A 25364-nucleotide genomic window follows, 5' to 3' on the forward strand; every position below is an offset into this window, starting at 1 on the left:
CCGCACCCCGGTCGTCACCTGCTCGTCACCACGTGTTCGGGCGTGTCGTCGCAGATCGGTCTCGTCGCGGGCGTACTTTCGCGACATCGGCAGGTGGGGAAGCCTGCTGAACCGGGAGGCAGCCTTGAGCACTCGAATGGGAGCTCTCCGGTCCGTTGAATGACATCGGGCCGGGCGAGGAGTGTGCGCGCCGGCCCGCAGCTAGGGGTTAGTCGTGGCCAGCAGCAAGACCTCACCTGCATCGCCCAGCTCCGTCGCAGAGCCCGCCCGCCGGACGTACGTCCTCGACACCAGCGTCCTCCTCGCCGATCCAGGCGCCCTGACGCGCTTCGCGGAGCACGAGGTCGTGCTGCCCGTGGTGGTGATCACCGAGCTCGAGGGCAAGCGGCACCACCCGGAGCTCGGCTTCTTCGCCCGCTCGGCGCTGCGCGCCCTCGACGACCTGCGGGTCGTCCACGGGCGCCTCGACCAGCCGGTCGGCATCGGCACCGAGGGCGGCACGCTCCGCGTCGAGCTCAACCACACCGACCCCCAGGCGCTGCCGTCCGGCTTCCGGCTCGGCGACAACGACACCCGGATCCTCGCGGTCGCCCGCAACCTCGCCGACGAGGGCCACCGCGTCACCCTGGTCTCCAAGGACCTGCCGCTGCGGATCAAGGCCTCGGCCGTCGGCCTCGACGCCCAGGAGTACCGCGCCGAGGCGATCAGCGACTCCGGCTACACCGGCATGACCGAGCTCGAGGTCCCGGCCACCGACCTCGACGAGCTCTACGAGGACGGCACGATCGACCTCGCCGAGGCGCGCGACCTGCCCTGTCACAACGGCCTGGTCCTGCTGTCCGACAGGGGTACGGCACTGGCCCGGGTGGGTGCGGACAAGCGCGTCCACCTCGTCCGGGGCGACCGCGACGCCTTCGGGGTGCACGGCCGCTCGGCCGAGCAGCGCATCGCCCTCGAGATGCTGCTCGACCCCGAGGTCGGCATCGTCTCGCTCGGTGGCCGTGCCGGCACCGGCAAGTCGGCGATGGCGCTGTGCGCCGGCCTCGAGGCCGTGATGGAGCGCCGCCAGCACAAGAAGGTCGTGGTCTTCCGTCCGCTCTTCGCCGTCGGCGGCCAGGAGCTCGGCTACCTGCCCGGCTCGGAGAACGAGAAGATGTCGCCCTGGGCGCAGGCCGTCTTCGACACCCTCGGTTCGCTGACCGGCAACCACGTCATCGACGAGGTGATGGACCGCGGGATGCTCGAGGTGATGCCGCTGACCCACATCCGCGGCCGCTCGCTCCACGACGCCTTCGTGATCGTCGACGAGGCCCAGTCGCTCGAGCGCAACGTCCTGCTGACGGTCCTCTCCCGGATCGGCGCCAACTCCAAGGTCGTGCTCACCCACGACGTCGCCCAGCGCGACAACCTGCGCGTGGGGCGCCACGACGGCATCGTCGCGGTGGTGGAGAAGCTCAAGGGCCACCCGCTCTTCGCCCACGTGACCCTCACCCGCTCCGAGCGCTCGCCGATCGCCGCCCTGGTGACCGAGATGCTCGAGGACGTCACCCTCTGATCCGCCTCCCTCTCCCGCTGTAACGCCGGGTTAGGTGCTGTACCCACTGGGATATATCCGGGTGGGTACAAGCACTAACCCGGCGTTACATGGGGAGGCCCGGTGGTCAAGGGGTGCGAGGGAATCCTGGGGCTCGTGTGACTTCAGGGACGCAACGAAACCCTTGTGGCACAAGGGCTCTAGTCAGTTCGGGCGTTCGGTTTGCACGCTTCCGCGACCTCATGCATGGTGGGCCGAGATCGTTTCGTGATCTTTGTCGAACGCCCCCGTTCCCCACCCCCGTGAGACTCCTCCGTGCCCCGTTCCTCCAAGTACGTCCCCACGCACCGCGCCCCCGGCAAGCACAAGGCCGCGCGCGGTCCTCGCCAGGCGCTCCGCACCGGGGTCGCGCTGACCGGGCTGGCGGCTGCCGTGACCGGCATCAGCGTCACGGGTGGCATGTTCTCCAGCGACCCCGGCCTGACGCCGGCCGCGGCTGACGTCGGGCCGACCACCGCCGCCGCCCCCGCCGCGTCCGGCGAGTCGGGCGAGTCCGCTGCCGCCGAGGCGGTCGCCGAGCGCGCGCAGCGCGAGGTCACCTCGCGCTCCTCGCGCCGCGACGCGACCAAGGCGACGGCCCTGACGATGTCGGCCGGCCCGGTCGTCACGAAGTCGCAGTCCCTCTCCGAGGGCGACCCGCGTGACATCGCCCAGGCCCTCCTGCCGCTCTACGGCTTCTCGTCCGACCAGTTCTCCTGCCTCGACTCCCTCTACATGAGCGAGTCGGGCTGGAGGGTCGACGCGGACAACCCGAGCTCGTCGGCGTACGGCATCCCGCAGGCGCTCACGCAGCTGCACGACCTGCCGGCCGACTACATGACCTCGGCCGAGTCCCAGATCCGGTGGGGCCTGGAGTACATCCGCGACACCTACGGCTCGCCCTGCAGTGCGTGGAGCTTCAAGTCCGGCAACGGCTGGTACTGAGCAGTTCTCCCCGGGCAGGACCACTGGTCCAACCGATCGGACTAGTCAAGGCCTGAACTACTCTCACCGGCCCTCCCGGCGCGCCATCCTGCGGGTGTGAGGTGCACCGACGCGTGCACCTCGCACCACGGCCGACCAGGGGGGTCGGAGAGGCGCGGCTCGCACGTTCCACGGGGACGAGCGGGTCGCGCCTCGTCTGGTGTCAGCGTGCCTCGAAGACGGTCACGTCGCCCGACGCGGTCTCGAGGTCCTGGCGACGTACGTCCTCGAACCGGCGCGACAGCATCCGCTCGCCGGTCTCGCTGGAGAAGCGGTGGCGGCGTCGCTCGGTGGCGCGGTCCTCGGCGTCGGTCAGGGCGACGAACGTGCCGCCCGGACGCAGGACGCGCCGAACCTCGGCGAGGGCACGCTCGATGTCGCGGACATGGTCGAGCACCCACCCGGCGTAGACCACGTCGAAGCTCGCAGGGTCGAAGGGTAGGTAGCAGATGTCGGCCTGGCGTGCGTCGACTCCGCGGGCGGCGGCCAGCTCGACCATGTCGTCCGCGTAGTCGGTCGCGACGAAGGAGACGCCCGGCAGGGCGTGGATCCGCTCCGCCGTCTCGCCCGAGCCGCAGCCGACCTCCAGGACGCGCGAGTCCCCTGTCATGGCACGGTCGATCGCCTTGAAGGCCTCACGCACGGCGTCCATCAACGACCCGTCATCGAGTCCACGTCGAGGGCGGCGTCGAGCTGCTCCTCGGTGAGGTCGCCGCGCTCGACGTAGCCCATCGCGATCACCGTCTCGCGGATCGTGGCGCCCTCGGCCAGCGCCGTCTTGGCGACCTTCGCTGCCTCCTCGTAGCCGATGTGGGCGTTGAGCGGCGTCACGACCGACGGCGAGGACTCGGCGTAGCGCCGCATCCGCTCGGCGTCGGCGGTGATCCCGTCGACGCAGCGCTCGGCGAGGAGCACGGTCGAGGTGGAGAGCACGTGGACCGACTCGAGCAGCGCGTGCGCCATCACCGGCATCATCACGTTGAGCTCGAAGCTGCCGGCGGCGCCGGCCCAGGCGATGGTGGCGTCGTTGCCCACGACTCGCGCGCACACCATCAGGGTCGCCTCGGGCAGCACCGGGTTGACCTTGCCGGGCATGATGCTCGACCCCGGCTGGAGGTCGGGGAGGTGGATCTCCGCGAGGCCGGTGGTCGGGCCGGACGACATCCAGCGGAGGTCGTTGCAGATCTTCGTGAGGCCGACCGCGATCGTCCGCAGCACTCCGGACAGCTCGACGAGCGAGTCGCGGGTGCCCTGCGCCTCGAAGTGGTCGCGTGCCTCGGTGAACGGCTGCCCGGTGCGCTCGGCGAGCGCCGCGATCGCCCGCTCCGCGAAGGCGGCGGGGGTGTTGATGCCGGTGCCGACGGCGGTGCCGCCCAGCGGCAGCTCACGCACGCGGGGGAGCACGCCGTCCAGCCGCTCGGCCGCGAGGCGCAGCGTGGCGGCGTACGCCCCCATCTCCTGGCCGAGCGTCACCGGCGTCGCGTCCATCAGGTGGGTGCGCCCGGCCTTGACGGTGTCGGCGAACTCCTCGGCCTTGGCCTCGAACGACGTCGCGAGACGGTCGAGGGCGGGGAGCAGGTCGTCGACGACGGCGAGCGTCGCGGCGACGTGGATGCTGGTGGGGAAGGTGTCGTTGCTGCTCTGCGAGGCGTTGACGTGGTCGTTGGGGTGGACGGTGACGCCGGCACGGTCGGCGAGGCTGGCGATCACCTCGTTGGCGTTCATGTTGGAGCTGGTGCCGGACCCGGTCTGGAAGACGTCGATCGGGAACTCGCCGTCGTGCTCCCCGGCGACGATGGCGTCGGCGGCGTCGACGACGGCCTTCGCCTGCTCGTGGCTGATCACGCCGAGGGCGCCGTTGGCGGTCGCGGCGGCGGCCTTGACGTGCGCGAGCGCCTGGACGTGGCGGGGCTGGAGGGTCAGTCCGCTGATCGGGAAGTTCTCGACGGCCCGCTGGGTCTGGGCGCGCCAGAGGGCGTCGCGGGGGACCTCGACGTCGCCCATCGAGTCGTGCTCGGTGCGCGTCGGTGCGCCGTGTGCAGTCATGGGATTGACGGTAGCCCTTGACGAACAGGTAACTCATCAGTTACCAATGACGCATGGACCCGTTCGCCGCGATCGCCGACCCGGTGCGTCGCGCGCTGCTCGAGACGCTCGCACGCGGCCCGGCGCGGGTCGTCGACCTCACGGCCGACCAGTCCATCAGCCGCCCCGCGGTCAGCCGCCACCTGCGCGTGCTGTCCGAGGCAGGGCTGGTGACCGCCGAGGACCGCGGACGGGAGCGGCACTACCGGCTCGAACGGGGCGGCCTGGCCGTCGTGACGGACTGGGTGGCCGCGCTCGAGCTGCGTCCTCGCTTCGACGAGTCGGTGCTCGACGGCCTCGACCTCGAGGTCCGGCGCACGGGCCGCGAGCGGCGCGCAGCGGCCGACGTCCGTGCCACACACCCATCCCAGGAGGACACCGCATGACCAGCTCCACCGACCTGATGACCGGCCGCCGCGAGGAGAGCGACGGCCGGAGCCTGCTCGTGATCGAGCGGACCTTCCGCGCACCCATCGAGGACGTCTGGGCGGCGTGCACCGAGCCCGGCCGGATGGAGCGGTGGATCGGCACGTGGAGCGGTGATCCCTCGTCCGGCACGGTGATGTTCCGGATGACGGCGGAGGGCGAGGACGTGAAGGCCGAGGAGATGGACGTCCTCGCCTGCGATCCGCCACGCCGCTTCGTCGTCCGCGGGCGTGATCCCGAGCCCTTCGCCGAGGACGGCTCGGGGGAGAAGGTGCACTGGGAGATGGGGCTCGAGCTCACCGAGGCCAACGGCACCACCTCGCTGCGGTTCACGCAGGTGCTCGCGCCCGGAGACACCGGGCGGACGATGGTCGCGAGCGTCGGACCGGGCTGGGACTACTACCTCGACCGCCTGGGCGCCGACCTGGCCGGTGACGACGTGGCCGCGGTGGACTGGGAGTCCTACGCCGCCGGCTCGTCGTACTACCGCGAGCACTTCGCCTGACCGGTCGGCGTCGACCGGAGGGTCGGGTGGATCCGCGCAGACCGCATTGGGGACCATGGAGCACATGCGATCACTTCGTCTCGGGATCGCCGTCGTGCTCATGGGGGTGGGCTCCGCCTGCTCCTCGGCCGGTGGCGACGACGACTCCGACCCCGCAGCCGACCTGGCGAGCGAGCTCGCCGCGGCGCTCTCCGACCACTCGCTGGGCGAGGTGCCGCTCACCGACGAGGCGGCGCGCGACGCGTTCGCCGAGCTGGTCTCGCCGCTCGACGAGGTGCCGGTCGCGGTCGAGGTGGCCGGGGTGGAGCATCCCGAGGCGACCGGTGACGAGCCCCGAACCGCGACCGCGACGCTGTCGTGGCAGTGGGACATCGGCGGCCCCGACCCCTGGACGTACGACACACCTGCCGCGCTCGTGGAGGGCGAGGACGGCTGGCAGGTGGAGTGGTCGCCTGCCACGCTGGCGCCCGACCTGGTCGAGGGCGACACCCTCGGCCTGCGCACCCTCACCCCGGACCGCGGCGACATCACCGGGGCCAACGGGACAGTGCTCGTGACGGAGCGGCCGGTGCTGCGCTACGGCCTCGACAAGACCAAGGTCGAGGGCACGCAGGTGGCCCGCAGCGCGCGGCGGATCGCGCGGATCCTCGACGTCGACGCCGCGGCGTACGTCGAGCGCGCGGAGGCGATGGGTGCCGAGGCCTTCGTCGAGGCGGTCGTGCTCCGCGAGGAGGACGCGCTCGAGGTGCTGCCGGCCTTCCGCAAGGTGCCCGGGGCGCTCGCGGTGAACGACACCCTGCCGCTGGCACCGAGCCGAGACTTTGCCGCTGCCCTGCTCGGCCGGGTCGGAGCGGCGACCGCAGAGGTCGTCGAGGAGTCCGACGGCGCGATCGTCGCCGGCGACGAGGTCGGGCTGTCCGGCCTCCAGGCGCGCTACGACGAGCAGCTGCGCGGCGCGTCGGGCAGGGCCGTCGTCGCCCGGAGCGCCGACGACCGGCTGCGCACGCTCGTCGAGGTCCCTGCGGTCGACGGCGCGGACCTCGCGACGACGATCGCCCCGGCGCTGCAGGACAAGGCGGAGGCCGCGCTGGCCACGCTCGGCGACGGCGCCCCGGCCAGCGCCCTGGTGGCCATCCGACCCTCCGACGGCGCCGTCCTCGCGACCGCCAACGGTGCGGGCGCGGAGGGCGCGGACCTCGCCGACACCGGGCAGTACGCACCCGGCTCGACCTTCAAGGTCGTCTCCTCCCTCGCGCTGCTGCGCAGTGGGCTGGCGCCCGGCGACCGCGTGGCGTGCCCGGCGACCACCACCGTCGACGGCCGCTCCTTCAAGAACTACGACGACTACCCCGCCTCGTCCGTCGGCGAGATCACGCTCGCCCAGGCCGTCGCCCAGTCGTGCAACACCGCCTTCATCGGCAACGTCGACCGCCTCGCCGACGGCGACCTCGCCGCGGCGGCCCAGGCGCTCGGGCTCGGCACCGACCACGACCTCGGCTTCCCGGTCTACTTCGGCCAGGTGCCGCCGCCCGAGACCGAGACCGGCGCTGCCGCCGACCTGATCGGGCAGGGCACCGTGCTCGCCAGTCCGTTCGCGATGGCCACCGTCGCCGCGTCGGTCGCGGCTGGTCGCGCAGTGCTGCCGACGCTCCTGCCCGACCACCAGGTCGAGCAGACGGCGATCTCGGCGCCGCTGACCGGTGGCGAGGCAGCCACGCTGCGCAGCCTGATGCGGGGCGTGGTGACCACCGGGTCGGGCCGGTTCCTGCTCGACGTACCCGGCGTCGACGGCGCGAAGACCGGCACTGCCGAGTACGGCGAGCCCGACGCGTCCGGCGCCCTGCCGACCCACGCCTGGATGATCGCCGTCCGCGGCGACCTGGCCGTCGCGGTGTTCGTCGGCACCGGCGTCTCCGGCTCGCAGACCGCCGGGCCGGTGCTCGAGGCGTTCCTGCGCTAGGACCGGCGCGCGAGGTAGAGGAAGTACTGCTCCGGCCGGTCCTGCAGCAGCACGTCGTGGGCCTGCTCCTCGGTCCGGGCGAAGACCTCGCGCATCGCGGCGAGCAGGCCCGGCGCGGCGTCGGCCGACCAGACGACCAGGACCCCGCCCGGGCTCAGCAGGTCGTGGCACCGGCGGAGGAACCCGGCCTCGTAGACCTGCTCGTTGGCCTCGTGGACGAGGTAGCCCGGGCCGTTGTCGACGTCGAGCAGCACCAGGTCGTACGTCGACCGCGCCTCGGCGATGGCCATCGCGATGTCGGCGTTGACGATGGTGGCGCGGGCGTCGGCGAGGATCGCCGGCCCGTGCGGCACCGTGCCGTTGCGCATCCAGTCGATGAGCGGTTCCTCGATCTCGACGACCACGGCCCGCTCGACACGGATGTCGGCGAGCACCCGCTGGAGCGTGAAGCCGAGGCCGAGCCCGCCGATCAGGACCGACCGCGGGTCGTCGACCAGCTCGAGCGCCTGGGCGGCGAGCTCGATCTCGCTGGTCGTCTCGAGGGTGTCCATCACGAAGACGCCGTTGACCCGCAGCTCGAGCACGTCGGCGGCGGTCCCGGACGTGCGGCGGCGCAGCACGAGCTCGCCGCGGTCGGTCTCCGCCCGGGCGATCTCCGAGACGCTGTCGATGCTCACGCGCCCATCCTGCCGCGAGCGGCGCTCCGGGCACGCTTCGTCGCACGTTGTTCGCCCCCAAGGGTGGTCATGCGTCGCGGAAGGGCTGTCCTGCAGGCCGTCCAGGACCTACCGTGAGCGGATGTACACCGTTGGGCGGGTCGCCGAGCTCATCGGCGTTCCCAGCACGACCCTGCGCAAGTGGGAGCAGCGTTACGGCGTGGTCGCCCCGCAGCGGTCCTCCGGCAACTACAGGCTCTACGACGACGAGGCCGTCCGCCGGCTCAGCGTGATGCGCACCCTGGTCGACGCGGGCTGGTCCGCGCACGAGGCGGCGCAGCACGTCGCGGTCGACGTCTCGGCCGCAGCGGCCGAGGTCGCCCGGCCGGAGGTGCCGTGCACCGACCCGCGGATCCAGGAGGTCGTGCGGTGCGCGGTCGACTTCGACGTCCCGGCGCTCGAGCGGCTGCTGGCGGAGGCCTTCGTGGACGGTGACCACGCGACCACCGTGGACGAGTGGCTGCTCCCGGCGATGGTCGAGCTCGGCAGGGCCTGGCAGCGCGGCGAGGTGTCCGTCGCCGGCGAGCACTTCGTGTCCGCCGCCGTGCACCGCCGGCTCGCGCAGGCCTTCCAGTCCGTCCCGGTGGTGAACCCTGACGGCCCGCGGGTCGTGGCAGGGCTGGCGCGCGGGTCGCGCCACGAGCTCGGCGTCCTGGCGTTCTGCCTGGTGCTGCGCTCGCGCGGCGTCTCGGTCACCTACCTCGGCGGCGACCTCCCGCTGGAGGCGTGGGTCGGCACCGTCCGTCTCCTCTCGCCCGCCGCCGTGGTCATCGCGGCGCCCACTGTCGAGGACCTCCCGGCCGTCCGGGAGCTGGTCGAGGCGCTCACGCCGATGACGTCGGTGTTCCTCGGCGGCGCGCACCAGGACCAGGTCGACGGCCCCGAACGACTCGGGCACCGTGCGGGTGCGGCGGCGTCCGCCCTGGCCGCCCGCCTCACCGCGGCCGGCTGAGGTGCTGCGGCACGCAACGGACGGACGGGTCCTCGAGTGCTGGGTCGGCGGGGATCCCGACGGTCCCCTCGTCGCGGTGCTCCACGGCTGCCCGGACACCCGCCACGTGGCGATGACGGGAGACGCGGCGGCCCGTGCGGCCGGCGTACGACTCCTGTGCGTGAACCGCCCCGGCTACGGACGCTCCACCGCCCACGCGAGCACCCACGGCAGCGTGGCCGACGACCTCGCCGGGGTGGCGAGCGAGCTCGGGCACGAACGCCTCGCGGTGCTCGGCATGTCGGTGGGAGGGGCGTACGCCGTGGCGACCGCCGCGCGGCACCCCGACCGGGTCACCGCGCTCGGCCTGGTGGCGACCCAGCCGCCGGGCGCACGGTCAGAGGCGGTCGAGGAGCTGGTCGCCGAGTTCGCACCCGAGTTCCTCCACTGGCGCGCCGGCGTCGACCCCGCCGACCCGTCAGACGACGCGCTCGCGGCCCGGTGGCTCACGATGCTTCCGCCGGAGGACGCCTACCTGGTGGCGGCGCTCGGGCCGGCCGAGGTCGCGGCGTCGGTGCGCGAGGCGCTCGCCGGGCCCGAGGGCTACCTCCGCGACGCAGCCCTGCTCCACCGGCCGTGGGAGCACGGACCGGCGGAGGTGAACTGTGCGGTGCGCGCCTGGTTCGGCGAGCTGGACGACCGTTCGGGAGCGGATGCCGCGGCCGACCTGTTCGCAGGACTCGGCGATGTCGAAGTCGTCGTACGACCTCGCACCACCCACCTCGCCACCCTCGTGGCGCACTGGCCAGACGTCCTGACGACCCTGCGCGACCTCATGGCCGGCTGAGCCCCGACCGTTGCGTCAGCGGCTGGCGGACTCGGCCGCGACGTCGCGGCAGGAGCTGCCGGTCCACTCCTGGGCGACGAAGTCGAGCCGGCACGAGCCGTCCGTCGAGCCGTGGTCGGGCATGGCGGGGGTGCCGAACACGATCGTGGCGAGCGCCGCCGCGACCATCGCAGAGATCCCCGTGGCCTGCAGCCACCTGCCGGGACCGGCGTCCTCGATCTCGTACACCTGCTCCACGGCCCCTCCCAGGGGTTCTGTCCACAGTCTGTCCACTGTTGTGGATGACGGCGACGCTAGACACTCTGTCCACGGTTTGTCCACTCTGCGGTACCCTCCCGGGTGTGTACACCGCCGGCCGCACCGCGCAGCTCACCGGCATCCCGCGCGAGACCCTCCGCAAGTGGGAGCAGCGCTACGGCGTCGTCGAACCGGTGCGGAGCGAGGGCAACTACCGGCTCTACGACGACGAGGCGGTGCGCCGGCTGTCGGTGATGCGCGACCTCGTCGACGCCGGCTGGGCACCACGGATCGCGGCCCGCAAGGTGCTCGAGGAGCCGACCGGCTCGGCCTCAGTGCTGCCGCTGCCGGCCGACGGTTCCCCGCTGTCGCAGGTCGACGAGCTCATCGGGTGCGCGCTCGACTTCGACGTCGTACGCCTCGAGAGCCTCATCGACAAGGCGTTCGCCGAGACCGACCTCGCCGCCGTGGTCGACGAGTGGCTGATGCCCTCGCTCGTGCGGCTGGGCGGGGCCTGGCAGCGCGGTGAGGTCAGCATCGCCGGTGAGCACTTCGCCAGTGCGGCCGTGCTGCGACGGCTGGCCCAGGAGTTCCACCAGCTGCCGCACCCGGCGGCCGGTGCCCCGAGCGTGATGGTGGGGCTGGCGCGAGGATCGCGCCACGAGCTGGGGGTGATGGCCTTCGCGATGGTGCTCCGCAGCCGTGGGGTGGCGGTCACCTACCTCGGCGCCGACCTCCCCGTCGAGGCGTGGGTCGACACCGTACGCGCGGTGGGGCCCGACGCCGTCGTGCTCGGCGTACCGACGGTCGAGGACCTGCCAGCCGTGCGCGAGGCGGTGCAGGCGATCTCCGCGACCGCTCCCGTGCTCCTCGGAGGCGCCCACCAGCACCGCGTCGAGGGCGCCGAGCCGCTCGGTCACCGGGCCGGGCAGGCCGCCGCCGAGCTGGCCGCCCGCCTCACCGCCTGAGCGCTCCCGACGGTCCGGGAGGACTACTCGGCCGACCGGACCCGGATGCCCGTGATCGGTACGGTCACGGCGCCCGAGGGATCGGTGAAGAAGTCGTTGCCCTTGTCGTCGACGACGATGAAGGCCGGGAAGTCCTCCACCTCGATCTTCCAGACGGCCTCCATGCCGAGCTCCTCGTACTCGAGGACCGACACCGAGCGGATGCAGTCCTGCGCGAGGCGGGCGGCGGGACCGCCGATGGAGCCGAGGTAGAAGCCGCCGTGGGCGTCGCACGCCTCGGTGACCTGCTTGGAGCGGTTGCCCTTGGCGAGCATCACCATCGAGCCGCCGGCCGCCTGGAACTGCTCGACGTAGGAGTCCATCCGGCCCGCGGTCGTCGGGCCGAACGATCCCGACGGCATTCCCTCCGGCGTCTTCGCCGGACCGGCGTAGTAGACGGGGTGGTCCTTCATGTAGGCCGGCATCTCCTCGCCGGCGTCGAGGCGCTCCTTGATCTTGGCGTGCGCGATGTCGCGGGCCACGACGAGCGGTCCGGTCAGCGAGAGCCGCGTCTTCACCGGGTGCTTCGAGAGCTCGGCGAGGATGTCGGCCATCGGCCGGTTGAGGTCGATCGAGACGACCTCGCCGCCGGAGATGTCGTCGGAGACGCCGTCGGTGGGCATGTAGTGGGCGGGGTCCATCTCGAGCTGCTCGAGGAAGACGCCCTCCGGCGTGATCTTGCCGAGCGCCTGACGGTCCGCGGAGCACGAGACCGCGATGGCCACCGGGCAGGACGCGCCGTGGCGGGGGAGCCGGACGACGCGGACGTCGTGGCAGAAGTACTTCCCGCCGAACTGCGCGCCGATCCCGAACGACTGGGTGAGCTCGAAGACCTTCTCCTCCAGCTCCACGTCGCGGATGCCGTGGGCGGACATCGAGCCCTCGGTCGGGAGGTCGTCGAGGTAGTGCGCGGAGGCGTACTTGGCCGTCTTCAGCGCGAACTCCGCGCTCGTGCCGCCGATGACGACGGCGAGGTGGTACGGCGGGCACGCGGCGGTGCCGAGCGAGCGGATCTTCTCGTCGAGGAACTCCATCAGCCGCGCCGGGTTGAGGACGGCCTTGGTCTCCTGGAAGAGGAACGACTTGTTGGCCGAGCCGCCGCCCTTGGCCATGAAGAGGAACTTGTACTCCGGGACGTCCTTGGCCGGCGTCGAGTAGAGCTCGATCTGCGCCGGCAGGTTGGTGCCGGTGTTCTTCTCCTCGAAGGTCGTCAGCGGCGCGAGCTGGGAGTAACGCAGGTTGAGCCGGGTGTAGGCGTCGTACACACCCTTGCTGATCGCCTCGCCGTCGTCGGAGCCGGTGAGCACGCCCTCGGACTTCTTGCCCATCACGATCGCGGTGCCGGTGTCCTGGCACATCGGCAGCACGCCGCCGGCGGAGATGTTGACGTTCTTCAGCAGGTCGAGCGCGACGAAGCGGTCGTTGCCGGAGGCCTCGGGGTCGTCGATGATCTTGCGCAGCTGCGAGAGGTGGCCCGGGCGCAGGTAGTGGCTGATGTCGTGCATCGCCTCCTCGGTGAGCCGCCGGATCGCCTCGGGCTCGACCTTCAGGAAGGTGCGGCCCTCGACCTCCACGGTGGACACGCCCTCGGTGGTGATCAGCCGGTAGGGCGTCTCGGGCTCACCGTTGGAGCCGGCGGTCGGGAGGATGTCGGAGTAGTGGAACTCGGGTCCAGCGGTGCTCGTCACGACGGTCGAGTTTACCCAGCGCCGCCTGCGCGGCATTTCTTGCCCAAACCGTTGGTTCATCGTTACGCCTCAGACGCGTCATTCGGGAGTAGCCTCCGATCCGACGGGACCAGAGAGGCTCCGCCTTGCACCTCGTTCCAGATCTCGGTCGAGCCCCCCCTTGGAGGACCCCTGTGAAGACCCGCAAGACATTCGTATCGCTCGCCGTGCTGGCGACCCTCGCGGCAGCAGCCGGCTGCGCTGCTCCCGAGCAGGAGGCCGACACCACCACCGAGAGCGGTGTGGACGCGGCGACGGCCACGTCGGCTGCGGACTTCGGCAGCATGGACGACCTGATCAAGGCCGCCCAGGACGAGGGCGAGCTCAACGTCATCGCGCTGCCGCCCGACTGGGCCAACTACGGCGAGATGATCTCCACCTTCGAGGAGAAGTACGACATCACGGTCAACTCCGACCAGCCCGACGCCGCGTCGCAGGACGAGATCAACGCCGCCAACGACCTGGCCGGCACCGACAAGGCGCCCGACGTCTTCGACCTCGGCCAGTCGGTGGCCCTCGCCAACACCGACATGTTCGCGCCCTACAAGGTCGAGACCTGGGACGACATCCCCGACGAGTTCAAGGACGCCGACGGCACCTGGGTCAACGACTACGGCGGCTACATGTCGATCGGCTACGACTCCGCCAAGGTGCCCGACGTGACCTCGCTGCAGGACCTGCTCGGGCCGGAGTTCAAGGGCGCGGTCGCCCTCAACGGTGACCCGACCCAGGCCGGTGCCGCGTTCAGCGGCGTGATGATGGCCGCGATCGCCAACGGCGGGTCCGCCGACGACATCGCTCCCGGTGTCGACTTCTTCAGCGACCTCAAGAAGGCCGGCAACTTCCTGCCCGTCGACCCCGACTCCGGCACCATCGAGTCCGGCGCGACCCCGGTCGTCATCGACTGGGACTACCTGGGCTCGGCCGCCGCGGCCAACGTCGACACGTGGAAGACCATCGTCCCGGAGGAGGCCGTCGTGGCCGGCTACTACTTCCAGGCCATCAACGCCGACGCCCCGCACCCGGCCGCCGCTCGCCTGTGGCAGGAGTTCCTCTCTACAGCGACGAGGGCCAGAACCTCTGGCTCAAGGGCGGTGCCCGTCCGGTCCGCGGTGACGCGATGAACGAGGCCGGCACGATCGACGCCGACCTCTGGGGCGCGCTGCCCGAGGTCGCCGGCGAGCCGGTGATCCCGACCGACGACCAGACCGTCAAGGCCGGCGAGTACCTCGCCGACAACTGGTCCAAGGTCATCAGCTGAGCACGGTCGCTCCTGCGCAGGCAGGTGCCGGTCGACGGATCTCCGTCGGCCGGTACCTGCCCGTGCTCCCGTTCTTCGGGTTCCTCGCCGTCTTCCTGATCGTGCCGACGGTCACCGTGATCATCGGTGCCTTCCAGGACGGTGAGACCGGTGGCTTCACGATGGGCAACATCGAGGCGCTGGGGTCCTCTGCCGCGATCGACACGCTCCGCAAGAGCCTCCTCCTCTCGGGCAGCACCGCCCTCCTCGGCGGAGTGCTCGGTGCCGTGCTCGCCTACCTCATCGTCTCGCTGGGTCCGCGCAGCATCCTGCGCCGCACGACGCTGTCGATCGCGGGCGTGCTCGCCCAGTTCGGCGGCGTCACCCTCGCCTTTGCCTGGATCTCGCTGCTCGGCTTCTCCGGCCTGCTCACCGTGGTGCTCAGGGACGGGATCGGGTTCGACATCTACGGCACCGGCTGGCTCTACGGGCTCAAGGGCCTGATCGTCGTCTACACCTACTTCCAGGTGCCCCTGATGGTCATCGTCTTCACCCCGGCGCTCGAGGGCCTCCGGCCCCAGCTCAAGGAGGCGGCGGTCAACCTCGGTGCCACCAACTTCCAGTACTGGCGGATGGTCGGCATCCCGCTGCTCACCCCGGCCTTCCTGGGCTCGGTGCTGCTGCTGTTCGCCAACGCGTTCGCGGCGTACGCCACTGCGGCGATCCTGGTCAGCCAGGGCAACCCGATCGTCCCGCTGCTGATCCGCTCGGCCCTCACCAGCGAGGTGCTGCTGGGCCAGCAGAACCTCGGCTTCGCGCTCGCCACCGAGATGATCGTGGTCGTCGCGATCGTGATGGGGCTGTACGCCCTCCTGCTGCGTCGTACGTCGAGGTGGCTGCGATGAGGCACGGCGCCGGCTTCCGCGTCGTCCGGGCGGTCCTGCTCGGGCTCTTCGCGCTCTACTTCTTCCTGCCGCTGATCTCGATGGCCAACTTCAGCGTGCAGGGCAAGGGTCCGCTCGAGGGCGAGATCACGTTCCACTACTACGCCGAGCTGGTCCGCAACGAGGACCTGCGCAGCGCGATCGTCTCGTCGCTGCTGCTGGCGGCGTTCACCGTCCTGCTGATGGTGGTCCTGCTGGTGCCGACGATGATCTGGGTGCGGCTGCGCACGCCGGGGCTGAGCCGGACGGTCGAGTTCCTGTGCCTGCTCCCGCTCACCGTCCCGCCGCTGGTCATCGTGGTCGGCATCACCAACGTCTACACGTGGGTCAACTACCTGCTCGGCGACTCCCCGCAGGTGCTCGTCTTCGCCTACGTCGTGCTGGTGCTGCCCTACTCCTACCGCTCGATCGACTCGGCGCTGTCGGCGATCGACGTGACCACGCTCGCCGAGGCGGCCCGGTCGCTCGGTGCCGGCTGGACGACCGTGATCACCCGCATCGTGATGCCCAACATCGTGAGCGGCGTGCTGGGGGCGGCGTTCATCGCGATCGCGCTCGTGCTCGGTGAGTACGTCTTCGCCTCGCTCCTGCACTACGACACGATGCCGGTCGCGCTCGCGGCCATCTACAAGTCCGAGACCTCGACGGCCATCGCCGGCGCCTTCGCCTCGATCGTCCTCATCTCGCTGCTCCTGCTCGGACTCTCGTTCTTCAACCGCAGCAAGGCCCCCGACGTCGGAGGACAGAAGGCATGACGACCACCCCCGTTCGACCCCCCACCGCTGCCGGGCTCGCGGTCGAGCTGACGGATCTCACCCGGGTCTACGGCTCCGTGAAGGCGCTCGACGGCCTCACCCTCCACCTCGCGCCGGGCGAGCTCGTGGCCCTGCTCGGCCCGTCGGGCTGCGGCAAGACCACGGCGCTGCGCATCCTGGCCGGGCTCGACCAGCCCACGTCGGGCCGCGTCGAGGTCGGCGGCAAGGACCTCACCCGCGTCCCCGCCAACAAGCGCGACATGGGGATGGTCTTCCAGGCCTACAGCCTCTTCCCGCACCTCACGGTGCTGGAGAACGTCGCCTTCGGCCTCAAGCTGCGCGGCAAGGACGCGGGTGCGCGCCGCAAGGTCGCGCAGGAGAAGCTCGAACTCGTCGGCCTCTCCGAGCACGGCTCGCGCTACGCCAGCCAGCTCTCCGGCGGCCAGCAGCAGCGCGTCGCCCTCGCCCGCGCGCTTGCGATCGAGCCGTCCGTCCTGCTGCTCGACGAGCCGCTGTCCGCGCTGGACGCCAAGGTCCGCGTGCAGCTGCGTGACGAGATCCGCCGGGTCCAGATCGAGGTCGGCACGACGACGCTGTTCGTCACCCACGACCAGGAGGAGGCGCTCGCCGTCGCCGACCGGGTGGGCGTGATGAACGCCGGGCGGCTCGAGCAGCTCGCGCCGCCGGCCGAGCTCTACTCGGCGCCGGCCACGAAGTTCGTGGGGGAGTTCGTCGGGCTCAGCAACCGGCTCCCGGCCACCGTGCAGGGCGGCACCGCGTCAGTCCTCGGTCGTGACGTGCCCGCGCTCGACGGGTCGACGAGCGGCCCCGGCTTCGCGCTGGTCCGCCCGGAGGCGGTCTCCGTCGTGGCCGACGCCGACGGTGGCGCGACGGTGACCGCGGTGATGTTCCTCGGACCGCTCTCGCGGGTCACCTGCCTGCTCGCCGACGGCACCGACGTCGTCGCCCAGCTCGCCAGCTCGGACGCGCTGCGGCTGCAGCCGGGTCAGGCCGTACGCCTCGAGGTGGAGCCGTCGCCGGTGCTGGTCGTCGCCGGCTGAGCCAGTCGCTCAGGCGGTCGGCTCCTCGGGTGCCGGCCCGGCCTCGTCGCTCCCGCGGGCCTCGCGCTCCTGCTGCTCGCGATGCTTGCGGCGCTGCTCCTCGGCGCGCTCGCGCACCTTCCTGAGGAACTCCTCGTCCGCCCGGGGGTCCGTCGCGGCGAACCGGCCGGGGCGGTCGTACTCAGGGAACGCGCTCGCGCTCCGCTCGTGCGGCCCTTGGCGTCGCTGCACCGTCTGGGGACGCCCGGCGACGAGCCACGCGATCGAACCGACGAACGGGAAGAAGAGGATCAGCAGGATCCACCACGTCTTCTTCAGGTGACGGATCTCGTCGTCCCTGCTGGAGATCGCCTGCACGAGGCAGAAGACGCACAGGACGAGTGGGACGAGGAAGAACAGCAACCGCAGCACGTGGACCCCCGCAGGTCGGCCCGGCCGGGGCCCCGGACGTCGGGACGCCCCGGCGTGCGCCGAGATTAGCGCCGCTGCGGGGTGACAGGTAGAGGTTTCCGCCCGTGCGCGGCGCGAGTTGCGGCGGTCGTGATCGCGACGTAAAACTCTAGTAACCCACTACACAAGGAGTGATTGATGCGCGCACCTCTCACGCGATCGCTCGTGGCGCTCGGGACCACGATCCTCGCGGCGACCGCGATCCTGCCCGGGAACGTCGCTGCCTCTGCCTCCCGGCAGGCCACACCGGCAGGTGCCGGACAGCCCAACATCGTCCTCGTCCTGATGGACGACTTCTCCCTCGAGCTCCTGGCGACCATGCCGGAGGCGCAGCGGATGAAGGCGGACGGGGCGTCCTACGCCAACGCCTTCGTCATCGACTCCCTCTGCTGCCCCTCCCGCGCGTCGATCCTCACCGGTCAGGCGCCGCACCACACGGGCGTGCTGACCAACACGCCCAACGACCCCGACATCCCGATCGGCGGCTACGACGCGTTCACGACGTACGGCAACCAGGACCGGCAGTTCTCCCTGGCCCTGCAGGACGCCGGCTACACCACCGGCTTCGTCGGGAAGTTCATGAACGGCTACGAGGCGCGCACCGTCGACGGCACCACCGCCGCGCCGGAGAGGGTGCCGGGCTGGGACGTCTGGAACCCGATCCTCGGTGGCGGCTACAACGGTTGGGGCTACAAGAGCGTCTACCTCGACGAGGACGGCGACCCGCAGCTCCAGAACCACCCCAAGCCGCCGCGCACCTCGCCGCTCGAGGTGATCGACCGGTCCTACATGCAGACCGTCACCCGCGACAAGGCCCTGGACTTCATCCAGGACCAGGAGGCCTCGGGCGAGCCGTACTTCCTCGAGGTCGCGACCTACGGCCCGCACTCACAGCTGCAGAAGGCCTACCCGGACAGCCCGCAGTTCCCGCCGGCGTACGTCGACCGCGCTCCGGACGCCAGCCCCACCGGAGGCAACTGCGGCACGACGGCCTGCGGCGACCTCACCCTGGCCGACCTCGCCGGGTGGAACGACCCGCGGGACGACAACGCCCCCACCTACCTGCGCGAGGACGGCACCGTCGAGCCGGCACCGGCGTGGCGCACCAACGAGGTGAGCCTCACCGCGGACCAGGCGCTCACCCGCTACCGCGACCGCGCCCGCATGGTGCAGTCCATCGATCGGATGCTCACCGAGATCCGCGCGGCGGTCGGGCCGGACACCTACGTCGTCCTCACCGCGGACAACGGGTTCCACCTCGGCCAGCACCAGCTCAACGGCGGGAAGGGGACGCCGTACGACTCGGACGCGCGGGTCCCGCTCGTGGTCGTCGGGCCGGGCGTGGTGCCCGGCGAGCGGGCCCAGCACGTGAACAACATCGACCTCGCTCCGACCTTCGAGGAGCTGGCGGGTCGGCGGCCCGAGCGGTTCCGCGACGGGCGCTCGTTCGCCGACACGCTGTGGCGGCCGGGTGCGCCGGGTGCGAGGTACGCCTTCTACGAGCACACCTTCGCCAAGTCCGTGCCGGGCGAGGTGGACTCCGACCAGGGCTCGGGCGGGACGATCGACATCATCCCGTCGTTCGTCGCCGTGCGCGGCGCGGAGGGCCTGCTGGTCCGCTTCGACCTCGACCCGGACTGGGAGCGAACCGACCACGCGTGGGAGCTCTACCGCTACGACCAGCCGTGGGAGGACGTGAACGTGTTCGCCACCGACCACACCCAGCCCTGGGCGCGCGACCTCATGCGGCGCCTCGAGCTGTGGGACGGCTGCCAGCCCGACGTGTGCCGGGCGGCGGCGCGCTAGGTCGAGCCACACTGTGCGGTGCCTGCGGTGCGGCTGGCGCACCGCAGGCGCCGCACGGTGACTACTTCCAGGGGGCGACGAGCGCAGCAAGATCCGGCGCGAGCTCCTTCTGGAGGAGCGGACCGAAGGTCACCCGGTGCACACCCATCGTCTGCAGGTCCTCCAGCGACCCGGCAGCCGAGCCCTTGCGCGGGTTGGCGATCACGTTGACCGGTCCGGCCAGCGCGTCGAGCAGGCGCTGGAGGGTCTCGGCGTCCGGAGCGCCCACGGGATAGGTGCAGCGGGCGCCGGCCTCCTCGCACGCGAGCAGGCGGGTGATCGCCTCGGCGGCCGGGTCCTCGAACTGGTCCTTCTTGATGAAGGCGTCGGTGCGGGCGTTGACGACCACGTCCACACCGGCGGCGTCGGCGGCCTGCCGCAGGCCACCGATGTAGTCGGCGTGCTCGGCGACCGAGCGGAGGCGACCGCCCTCGGAGTGCACGGTGTCCTCGATGTTGAGGCCGACGGCTCCGGCCTCGAGCAGGCGCTCGATGAGCTCGGCGGGCGTGGCGCCGTAGCCGGCCTCCATGTCCGCGGTGACGGGCACGTCGGGCACGGCCGAGCAGATCCGGCGTACGCCATCGAGGGCGTCGTCGAGCGACATGTCCTCGTTGTCGCCCTGCCCGCGCGAGTCGGCGAGCGGGTGGCTGCCGATGCTGAGGGCCCCGAAGCCGGCGTCGGCGACGGCGCGGGCCGACCAGGCGTCCCAGACGTTGGGGAGGACCAGCGTGGTGCCGGTGTGGTGGAGCTCGAGGAGGCGCGTGGCCTTGGCGGAGATGTCCATGCACCCGAGGCTGCCACGGGCGTGGGCATAGCCGCGACCCCCTCGGCGTTCTCCCTCCGTGCAAGCTCTCGACTCCCTGGTGATCGGCGCCGGGCAGGCCGGCCTGGCGGCGTCGTACTTCCTGCGCCAGCGCCGCATCGACCACCTGGTGCTCGACGCGAACCCCGAGCCCGGCGGTGCGTGGCAGCACCGCTGGTCCTCGCTGAGGATGGACGACGTGCACGGCGTGGCCGACCTGCCCGGGTCCGCGGCACCGGCCGGCTCGCGGCGTGCGGCCAACCTCGTCGTGCCGGACTACTTCGGCGACTACGAGCGCGACCAGGGCCTCCCGGTCGTGCGCCCGGTGCGCGTCGAGCGCGTGGACAGCGAGGGCGACCTCCTCGTGGTCCGGGCTGGTGAGCACACCTGGCGGACGCGGACCCTCGTCAACGCCACCGGCACCTGGACGCGGCCGTTCGTGCCCTACTACCCGGGCATCGCGTCCTTCTCGGGGGAGCAGGTGCACACGGCGCACTACCCCGGCGCCGAGCACTTCCGCGGCCGGCGGGTGCTGGTCGTCGGCGGGGGTGCGTCGGCCGTGCAGTTCCTCGGCGAGATCGCTCCGGTCGCCGACACCCTGTGGGTGACGCGCAGGCCGCCGGTCTGGCGTGACGACTTCGACGCGGCCGCCGGGCTCGCGGCGGTGACCGCGGTCGAGGATCGCGTACGCCGTGGGCTGCCGCCGGCGAGCGTCGTCAGCGTCACCGGGCTGGGGCTCCGCCCGCAGGAGCAGGAGGCGGCCCTCCTCGGCGCCTACGAGCGGCTGCCGATGTTCGAGCGGATCGAGCCCGACGGGGTGCGTTGGTCCGACGCGTCGGGCGGCCGCTTCGAGCCCGTCGACGCGATCCTGTGGGCGACCGGCTTCCGGCCCGCCGTCGACCACCTCGCGCCGCTCGGCCTGCGCACCCCGGAGGGCGGCATCGCGCTGGTGCCGGTGCGCGGCAACGTGCAGGGAGCGACGACGTCGGTGGTCGACCCGCGCGTGCAGCTCGTCGGCTACGGTCCGTCGGCCAGCACGATCGGCGCCTCGCGCGCCGGCCGACAGGCGGCGCTGGCGGTGTCCCGCCACCTCGCGGCCGTAGCCGCCTGACACCAACGTTGGACGAACCTTCTACCACCACCCGGGCACACTCGTGGGATGAGGGCGCAGACCTGGTGCGGTGCGACGGTGGCGGCGCTCGCCCTGAGCGCCTGCACCGCGAGCACCCCCGCGGACACGCGCACCCGCGACCGTGAACCGACCCCGGCGGTCGACGAGGCGGTCGCAACACCTCCGAGCGGCGAGGTCACCCTCGCCTTCGCCGGCGACGTCCACTTCGAGACCCACGTCGGCGCGCTGCTGCGGCGGGGCCTCGGCCCGATCGCCCGTACCCTCCGGGCCGCGGACGTCGCGATGGTCAACCTCGAGACCCCGGTCACCGTGCGTGGACGCCAGGACCCCAAGGAGCTCGAGTTCGCCTCCGACCGCTACTACTTCCGCACGCCGCCGCGCGCGCTGGGTGCGCTCGCCGAGGCCGGCGTGGACGTGGTCACGGTTGCCAACAACCATGCCGGGGACTACGGGCAGGTCGGGCTGGCCGACACGATCCGGGCGGCCCGTCGCAACCGGGTCGCGGTGGTCGGTGCCGGACGGGACGCGGCGGAGGCGTTCGCCCCGCACGTGGAGCGGGTGGACGGCCTCGACGTGGCGTTCCTGGCTGCCGACACCGTGCAGCGCGAGGGTGCGAGCGGGGTGTGGTCTGCCGCTCCGGGCAACGCGGGGATCGCGGCGGCGCGCGGCAGCCGGACGGACGGGCTGCTCGACGCCGTCGAGTCCGCGGCTGCCGAGCAGGACCTGGTCGTGGTCTACCTGCACTGGGGCCGTGAGAACGAGGCGTGTCCCACCCAGAGCCAGCGCGTGCTCGGCCGCGAGCTCGCCGACGCCGGTGCCGACGTCGTGGTCGGCAGCCACTCGCACGTGCTCGGCGGCGCCGGCTGGTCCGGCGACACCTACGTGTCCTACGGGCTCGGCAACTTCGTCTGGTACCACTCCCGGCAGCCCGACACCGGCGTCCTGACCCTGCGCCTCGACGCGGACGGCGTGGTCGAGGAGACCTGGACCCCGGCGCGGATCGCGGCCGACGGACGCCCGCTGCCGGTGGCGGGCAACGCCCGTGCGTCCGCGGTCCGCGACTGGCGGGCCGGTGGCCGCTGCGCCGGCCTCGGGGCGGAGCGTGGCGAGGCCCAGACCGACGACCCGGCCTACGAGTCGACCATCGCGCCCATCGACGCGGCACTCGCGGAGCGGATGCGGGGGAGCAGCCACCGGCCCGGCTGCCCCGTCCCGCTGGCAGACCTGCGCCACCTCACCATGACCTACCGCGGCTTCGGCGGCCTGGCCCGCACCGGCGAGATGGTGGTGCACCGGCGCTTCGCCCGCGACGTCACTGCCGTCTTCGGCCGGTTGTACGACGTCGGCTACCCGATCGCGCGGATGCGTCTGGTCGACCACTACGGCGGCGACGACGACGCGTCCATGGCCGACAACAACACGTCCGGCTACAACTGCCGCCGCGTCGCCGGGCAGACGAACTGGTCGGACCACGCCCGCGGTGCGGCCATCGACGTCAACCCCGTGCAGAACCCCTACGTCCGGCCCGGCTCGATCGACCCGCCGGCCGGCCGCCGCTACGCCTTCATCGATCGCGGGCGCTCGGCGCCGGTGCCGCTGGGCGTGATCCGCCAGGACGACCTGCTGGTCCGGGAGTTCGCGCGCATCGGCTGGGAGTGGGGCGGCTACTGGTCGTCGTCGAAGGACTACCAGCACGTGGCCGCGCTCCGGGGACCCTGACGGCCGTCACGTGTGGGCGGGGCCGGTGCTCGCTATCCTGACCGCATGGGGGAGATCGAGAACCGTCCGCACGACCCGTCGCAGATGCGCATCTCCGACGCGGACCGCCAGCGCGTCGCCGACGTGCTGCGCGACGCCGCGGGTGATGGCCGCCTCGACCTCGACGAGCTCGAGGAGCGCCTCGAGCTGACCTTCGCCGCCAAGACCTACGGCGAGCTCGTGCCGATCACCCTCGACCTCCAGTCGACCGGTCCGGTCACGCCGCCGACCGCCGCGCCCGTCCGTCGTACGCCCGCCGGGGTGCCCGCGGTCGGGCACGCCTCGTCCACGGCGATCATGGGCGAGTGCAAGCGCCAGGGCGTCTGGTCGGTCCCGGAGAACCACAGCGCCTTCGCCCTGATGGGCTCCGTGGTGATCGACCTGCGCGAGGCCCAGCTCTCCTCGCACCACACCCAGATCAACGCCAGCACGATCATGGGCGAGGTCAAGATCATCGTCCCGGCGCACATGCACGTGATCGTGGACGGGACGCCGATCATGGGTGAGTTCGCCCAGCAGAAGGACAAGACGCCCGCCGAGGTCGGCCCCGACTCGCCGACCGTGCGGATCCGCGGGATGGCCCTCATGGGCTCGGTCAACGTCCAGCGCCAACCGGCCCCGGGCACGCCGAAGAAGTTCCTCGGCTCTTACTGACTCATCCCTTCGTACGCCGCAGCACCAGCGCCTGCCACGGCTCGAGCCGTCCGGTGAAGGCCCCGGCGCCGGGCTCGACGTTGTCGAGCAGCACCTCCGCGTCGGCCCAGTCGAGGTCGAGCGCAGCGTCCCGTTCGACCTGCACCGGGTCGCCGGAGAAGTTGGCGACGACCAGCAGCTCGACGTCGTCGAGCGAGCGCGTGAAGGCGTAGACCACCTCGTCGTCGGGCAGCAGCATCGTGAAGTCGCCGTGGGCCACGGCCGGCACGGTGTGGCGGAGCTCGATCAGCCGGCGGTAGTGGTGGAAGACCGAGTGCTCGTCGGCGATCACCGCCGCAGCGTTGACCTCGTCGTGGTTCGGGTTCACCGGCAGCCACGGCTCGCCCGTCGTGAAGCCGGCGTGCGCCGAGTCGTCCCACTGCACCGGCGTCCTGGCGTTGTCGCGGCCGCGCGAGCGCAGCGACGTCATCACGTGCTCCGGGTCGGCGCCGAGCCCCACGGCCTGGGCGTAGTGGTTGAGCGACTCGATGTCGCGGAGCTCGTCGATGCCACCGAAGGGATGGTTCGTCATCCCGAGCTCCTCGCCCTGGTAGACGTACGGCGTGCCCCGGTGCAGGTGCAGCACGGTGCCGAGCAGCTTCGCCGAGCGCACCCGCCAGGGGCCGTCGTCGCCGAAGCGGGAGACCGCACGCGGCTGGTCGTGGTTGTTCCAGTAGAGCGAGTTCCAGCCGACGTCGGCGAGCCCCGCCTGCCAGCGCCCGAGGACGGTCTTGAGCGCGGTGAGCTGCAGCGGGACCAGGTCCCACTTGGTCTGCGCGTGGTCGACGCCGACGTGCTCGAAGGTGAAGACCATGTCGAGCTCGTGGCGGTCGGGGTCGGTGAACAGTCGCGCCTGCTCGACGGTCGTGCCGGGCATCTCGCCGACCGTGAGGACCTTGCGCTCGCGTCCCCGGAGGACCTCGCGGTTGAGCTCGGCGAGGAACTCGTGGATGCGCGGACCGTTGATGAGGTAGGGCGAGCTGTCACCGAAGGTGCCCGAGTGGACGATCCCGTCGGGCAGTGCCGGGTCCTTGGAGATGAGGTTGATGACGTCCATCCGGAATCCGTCGACCCCGCGGTCGAGCCACCACCGCATCATCGAGTAGACCGCCTCGCGGACCTCCGGGTTCTCCCAGTTGAGGTCGGGCTGCTTGCGGGAGAAGACGTGCAGGAAGTACTCGCCGCTCGCCTCGTCGTACTCCCAGACCGACCCCGAGAAGGCGCTCTCCCAGTTGTTGGGCTCGGCGCCTGGCGTGCCACCGGCCATCCCGTCGCGCGGCGGTCGCCACCAGTACCAGTCGCGCTTCGGGTTGTCGGTCGACGACCGCGACTCCACGAACCACGCGTGCTCGTCGCTGGTGTGGTTGACGACGAGGTCCATCATCAGGCGCATCCCGCGCTCGTGCAGGGCCGCCACGAGGTCGTCGACGTCGTCCAGCGTGCCGAACGTCGGGTCGATGTCCTGGTAGTCGCTGATGTCGTAGCCGTTGTCGTCCTGCGGCGAGCGGTAGACCGGCGACAGCCACACGACGTCCACGCCGAGCAGCGCGAGGTGGTCGAGCCGGCCGATCAGCCCGCGCAGGTCGCCGATGCCGTCACCGTCGGAGTCCGCGAAGCTGCGCGGGTAGACCTGGTAGACCACCGCGGTGCGCCACCAGTCCTCGGAGCTGTCCTTGATCGCCATCG

General features: G+C 71.8%; 25 protein-coding genes. 17 read left to right on the forward strand and 8 right to left on the reverse strand.

All coding sequences use genetic code 11. From position 1 onward, the window contains the following. The first annotated feature begins 214 nt into the window (after nucleotides 1-214). The gene (locus EUA06_RS06910) at nucleotides 215-1555 is read left to right on the forward strand and encodes an RNA 5'-3' helicase PhoH2 (RefSeq protein ID WP_129474268.1); all 1341 of its coding nucleotides are present in this window, start codon (nucleotides 215-217) and stop codon (nucleotides 1553-1555) included. Nucleotides 1556-1849: 294 nt separating this feature from the next. Then, nucleotides 1850-2518 carry an aggregation-promoting factor C-terminal-like domain-containing protein gene (locus EUA06_RS06915; protein ID WP_129474269.1) on the forward strand — a complete coding sequence of 223 codons (669 nt, stop codon included), beginning with the start codon at nucleotides 1850-1852 and terminating at the stop codon, nucleotides 2516-2518. A gap of 202 nt (nucleotides 2519-2720) precedes the next feature. Here the strand turns inward: EUA06_RS06915 and EUA06_RS06920 are convergent, their stop codons facing one another. Next, nucleotides 2721-3209 (reverse strand): class I SAM-dependent methyltransferase, encoded by a 489-nt coding sequence (locus EUA06_RS06920; RefSeq protein WP_129474270.1) that lies wholly within the window; start codon nucleotides 3207-3209, stop codon nucleotides 2721-2723. Next, complete coding sequence (locus tag EUA06_RS06925; RefSeq protein WP_129474271.1) at nucleotides 3209-4603, reverse strand: class II fumarate hydratase; 1395 nt, start codon at nucleotides 4601-4603, stop codon at nucleotides 3209-3211. Before EUA06_RS06925 ends, EUA06_RS06920 begins: the two co-directional genes overlap by 1 nt. Nucleotides 4604-4656: 53 nt before the next feature. Here EUA06_RS06925 and EUA06_RS06930 point away from each other — a divergent pair, with 53 nt between their 5' ends. The 3 genes from EUA06_RS06930 (at nucleotide 4657) to EUA06_RS06940 (ending at nucleotide 7533) form a co-directional block, all read left to right on the forward strand. After that, entirely contained in the window at nucleotides 4657-5028 is a 372-nt protein-coding gene (locus EUA06_RS06930; RefSeq protein ID WP_129474272.1) for an ArsR/SmtB family transcription factor, read from the forward strand. After that, nucleotides 5025-5573 carry an SRPBCC family protein gene (locus tag EUA06_RS06935; protein ID WP_129474273.1) on the forward strand — a complete coding sequence of 183 codons (549 nt, stop codon included), beginning with the start codon at nucleotides 5025-5027 and terminating at the stop codon, nucleotides 5571-5573. The genes EUA06_RS06930 and EUA06_RS06935 overlap by 4 nt, the downstream gene beginning before the upstream one ends. 64 nt (nucleotides 5574-5637) lie before the next feature. After that, nucleotides 5638-7533: a penicillin-binding transpeptidase domain-containing protein gene (locus tag EUA06_RS06940; protein WP_242497999.1), complete on the forward strand. Its 1896-nt coding sequence runs from the start codon at nucleotides 5638-5640 to the stop codon at nucleotides 7531-7533. On the opposite strand, the gene EUA06_RS06945 is transcribed toward EUA06_RS06940, so the two are convergent. Beyond that, nucleotides 7530-8210, reverse strand: a complete 681-nt coding sequence (locus EUA06_RS06945; RefSeq protein ID WP_242498000.1) for a spermidine synthase — start codon at nucleotides 8208-8210, stop codon at nucleotides 7530-7532. The two genes, EUA06_RS06940 and EUA06_RS06945, sit on opposite strands and share 4 nt — an antisense overlap. Nucleotides 8211-8331: 121 nt before the next feature. On the opposite strand from EUA06_RS06945, the gene EUA06_RS06950 reads away from it, so the two are divergent. After that, nucleotides 8332-9201 (forward strand): MerR family transcriptional regulator, encoded by an 870-nt coding sequence (locus EUA06_RS06950; RefSeq protein ID WP_165354289.1) that lies wholly within the window; start codon nucleotides 8332-8334, stop codon nucleotides 9199-9201. A gap of 1 nt (nucleotide 9202) precedes the next feature. After that, on the forward strand, nucleotides 9203-10027 hold the full coding sequence (locus EUA06_RS06955; RefSeq protein WP_129474276.1) for an alpha/beta fold hydrolase: 825 nt from the start codon (nucleotides 9203-9205) through the stop codon (nucleotides 10025-10027). A 15-nt stretch (nucleotides 10028-10042) separates the two neighbouring features. On the opposite strand, the gene EUA06_RS06960 is transcribed toward EUA06_RS06955, so the two are convergent. After that, nucleotides 10043-10264: a hypothetical protein gene (locus EUA06_RS06960; RefSeq protein WP_129474277.1), complete on the reverse strand. Its 222-nt coding sequence runs from the start codon at nucleotides 10262-10264 to the stop codon at nucleotides 10043-10045. A gap of 104 nt (nucleotides 10265-10368) precedes the next feature. On the opposite strand from EUA06_RS06960, the gene EUA06_RS06965 reads away from it, so the two are divergent. Further along, nucleotides 10369-11232 carry a MerR family transcriptional regulator gene (locus EUA06_RS06965; RefSeq protein WP_165354290.1) on the forward strand — a complete coding sequence of 288 codons (864 nt, stop codon included), beginning with the start codon at nucleotides 10369-10371 and terminating at the stop codon, nucleotides 11230-11232. A 23-nt stretch (nucleotides 11233-11255) separates the two neighbouring features. Here the strand turns inward: EUA06_RS06965 and EUA06_RS06970 are convergent, their stop codons facing one another. Continuing rightward, entirely contained in the window at nucleotides 11256-12959 is a 1704-nt protein-coding gene (locus tag EUA06_RS06970; RefSeq protein ID WP_277985659.1) for a fumarate hydratase, read from the reverse strand. A gap of 173 nt (nucleotides 12960-13132) precedes the next feature. On the opposite strand from EUA06_RS06970, the gene EUA06_RS06975 reads away from it, so the two are divergent. From EUA06_RS06975 to EUA06_RS06990, 5 genes are all read left to right on the forward strand, one after another. Further along, nucleotides 13133-14122 carry an ABC transporter substrate-binding protein gene (locus EUA06_RS06975; protein WP_207208236.1) on the forward strand — a complete coding sequence of 330 codons (990 nt, stop codon included), beginning with the start codon at nucleotides 13133-13135 and terminating at the stop codon, nucleotides 14120-14122. Further along, nucleotides 14119-14259, forward strand: a complete 141-nt coding sequence (locus EUA06_RS22705) for a hypothetical protein (protein ID WP_207208237.1) — start codon at nucleotides 14119-14121, stop codon at nucleotides 14257-14259. The genes EUA06_RS06975 and EUA06_RS22705 overlap by 4 nt, the downstream gene beginning before the upstream one ends. A 62-nt stretch (nucleotides 14260-14321) precedes the next feature. After that, nucleotides 14322-15143 (forward strand): ABC transporter permease, encoded by an 822-nt coding sequence (locus tag EUA06_RS06980; protein WP_242498001.1) that lies wholly within the window; start codon nucleotides 14322-14324, stop codon nucleotides 15141-15143. Next, nucleotides 15140-15937, forward strand: a complete 798-nt coding sequence (locus tag EUA06_RS06985) for an ABC transporter permease (protein WP_129474281.1) — start codon at nucleotides 15140-15142, stop codon at nucleotides 15935-15937. Before EUA06_RS06980 ends, EUA06_RS06985 begins: the two co-directional genes overlap by 4 nt. Next, nucleotides 15934-16998 carry an ABC transporter ATP-binding protein gene (locus tag EUA06_RS06990; RefSeq protein WP_129474282.1) on the forward strand — a complete coding sequence of 355 codons (1065 nt, stop codon included), beginning with the start codon at nucleotides 15934-15936 and terminating at the stop codon, nucleotides 16996-16998. Before EUA06_RS06985 ends, EUA06_RS06990 begins: the two co-directional genes overlap by 4 nt. Before the next feature lie 9 nt (nucleotides 16999-17007). Here EUA06_RS06990 and EUA06_RS06995 read toward each other — a convergent pair whose 3' ends face one another. Then, a complete protein-coding gene (locus EUA06_RS06995) occupies nucleotides 17008-17409 on the reverse strand; it encodes a PLD nuclease N-terminal domain-containing protein (protein WP_165354291.1) in 402 nt (133 codons plus the stop codon). 177 nt (nucleotides 17410-17586) lie between these two features. Between EUA06_RS06995 and EUA06_RS07000 the strand changes: the two genes are divergently transcribed. Beyond that, entirely contained in the window at nucleotides 17587-19254 is a 1668-nt protein-coding gene (locus tag EUA06_RS07000) for a sulfatase-like hydrolase/transferase (protein WP_129474283.1), read from the forward strand. A 61-nt stretch (nucleotides 19255-19315) separates the two neighbouring features. Here the strand turns inward: EUA06_RS07000 and EUA06_RS07005 are convergent, their stop codons facing one another. Then, on the reverse strand, nucleotides 19316-20077 hold the full coding sequence (locus EUA06_RS07005) for an isocitrate lyase/PEP mutase family protein (RefSeq protein ID WP_129474284.1): 762 nt from the start codon (nucleotides 20075-20077) through the stop codon (nucleotides 19316-19318). Between the two features lie 58 nt (nucleotides 20078-20135). Here EUA06_RS07005 and EUA06_RS07010 point away from each other — a divergent pair, with 58 nt between their 5' ends. From EUA06_RS07010 to EUA06_RS07020, 3 genes are read left to right on the forward strand one after another with little or no spacing between them, the layout of a single operon-like run. After that, nucleotides 20136-21206 carry a flavin-containing monooxygenase gene (locus tag EUA06_RS07010; protein WP_129474285.1) on the forward strand — a complete coding sequence of 357 codons (1071 nt, stop codon included), beginning with the start codon at nucleotides 20136-20138 and terminating at the stop codon, nucleotides 21204-21206. 48 nt (nucleotides 21207-21254) lie between these two features. Beyond that, nucleotides 21255-22946: a CapA family protein gene (locus EUA06_RS07015; protein WP_129474286.1), complete on the forward strand. Its 1692-nt coding sequence runs from the start codon at nucleotides 21255-21257 to the stop codon at nucleotides 22944-22946. A gap of 45 nt (nucleotides 22947-22991) precedes the next feature. After that, nucleotides 22992-23639 (forward strand): DUF1707 SHOCT-like domain-containing protein, encoded by a 648-nt coding sequence (locus tag EUA06_RS07020; protein ID WP_129474287.1) that lies wholly within the window; start codon nucleotides 22992-22994, stop codon nucleotides 23637-23639. Between the two features lies 1 nt (nucleotide 23640). On the opposite strand, the gene EUA06_RS07025 is transcribed toward EUA06_RS07020, so the two are convergent. Beyond that, nucleotides 23641-25362, reverse strand: coding sequence for an alpha-glucosidase (locus EUA06_RS07025; protein ID WP_129474418.1), 1722 nt, complete (start codon nucleotides 25360-25362; stop codon nucleotides 23641-23643). Nucleotides 25363-25364: the final 2 nt, after the last annotated feature.

Source organism: Nocardioides glacieisoli (genome assembly GCF_004137245.1).
Lineage (GTDB): Bacteria > Actinomycetota > Actinomycetes > Propionibacteriales > Nocardioidaceae > Nocardioides > Nocardioides glacieisoli.

Coding starts and splice junctions, on each gene's coding strand:
- EUA06_RS06920 (WP_129474270.1), bottom strand. CDS start 3,209: ATGGACGCCGTGCGTGAGGCCTTCAAGGCGATCGACCGTGCCATGACA.
- EUA06_RS06925 (WP_129474271.1), bottom strand. CDS start 4,603: ATGACTGCACACGGCGCACCGACGCGCACCGAGCACGACTCGATGGGC.
- EUA06_RS06930 (WP_129474272.1), top strand. CDS start 4,657: ATGGACCCGTTCGCCGCGATCGCCGACCCGGTGCGTCGCGCGCTGCTC.
- EUA06_RS06935 (WP_129474273.1), top strand. CDS start 5,025: ATGACCAGCTCCACCGACCTGATGACCGGCCGCCGCGAGGAGAGCGAC.
- EUA06_RS06940 (WP_242497999.1), top strand. CDS start 5,638: ATGCGATCACTTCGTCTCGGGATCGCCGTCGTGCTCATGGGGGTGGGC.
- EUA06_RS06950 (WP_165354289.1), top strand. CDS start 8,332: ATGTACACCGTTGGGCGGGTCGCCGAGCTCATCGGCGTTCCCAGCACG.
- EUA06_RS22705 (WP_207208237.1), top strand. CDS start 14,119: ATGAACGAGGCCGGCACGATCGACGCCGACCTCTGGGGCGCGCTGCCC.
- EUA06_RS06985 (WP_129474281.1), top strand. CDS start 15,140: ATGAGGCACGGCGCCGGCTTCCGCGTCGTCCGGGCGGTCCTGCTCGGG.
- EUA06_RS06990 (WP_129474282.1), top strand. CDS start 15,934: ATGACGACCACCCCCGTTCGACCCCCCACCGCTGCCGGGCTCGCGGTC.
- EUA06_RS07000 (WP_129474283.1), top strand. CDS start 17,587: ATGCGCGCACCTCTCACGCGATCGCTCGTGGCGCTCGGGACCACGATC.
- EUA06_RS07005 (WP_129474284.1), bottom strand. CDS start 20,077: ATGGACATCTCCGCCAAGGCCACGCGCCTCCTCGAGCTCCACCACACC.
- EUA06_RS07015 (WP_129474286.1), top strand. CDS start 21,255: ATGAGGGCGCAGACCTGGTGCGGTGCGACGGTGGCGGCGCTCGCCCTG.
- EUA06_RS07020 (WP_129474287.1), top strand. CDS start 22,992: ATGGGGGAGATCGAGAACCGTCCGCACGACCCGTCGCAGATGCGCATC.
- EUA06_RS07025 (WP_129474418.1), bottom strand. CDS start 25,362: ATGGCGATCAAGGACAGCTCCGAGGACTGGTGGCGCACCGCGGTGGTC.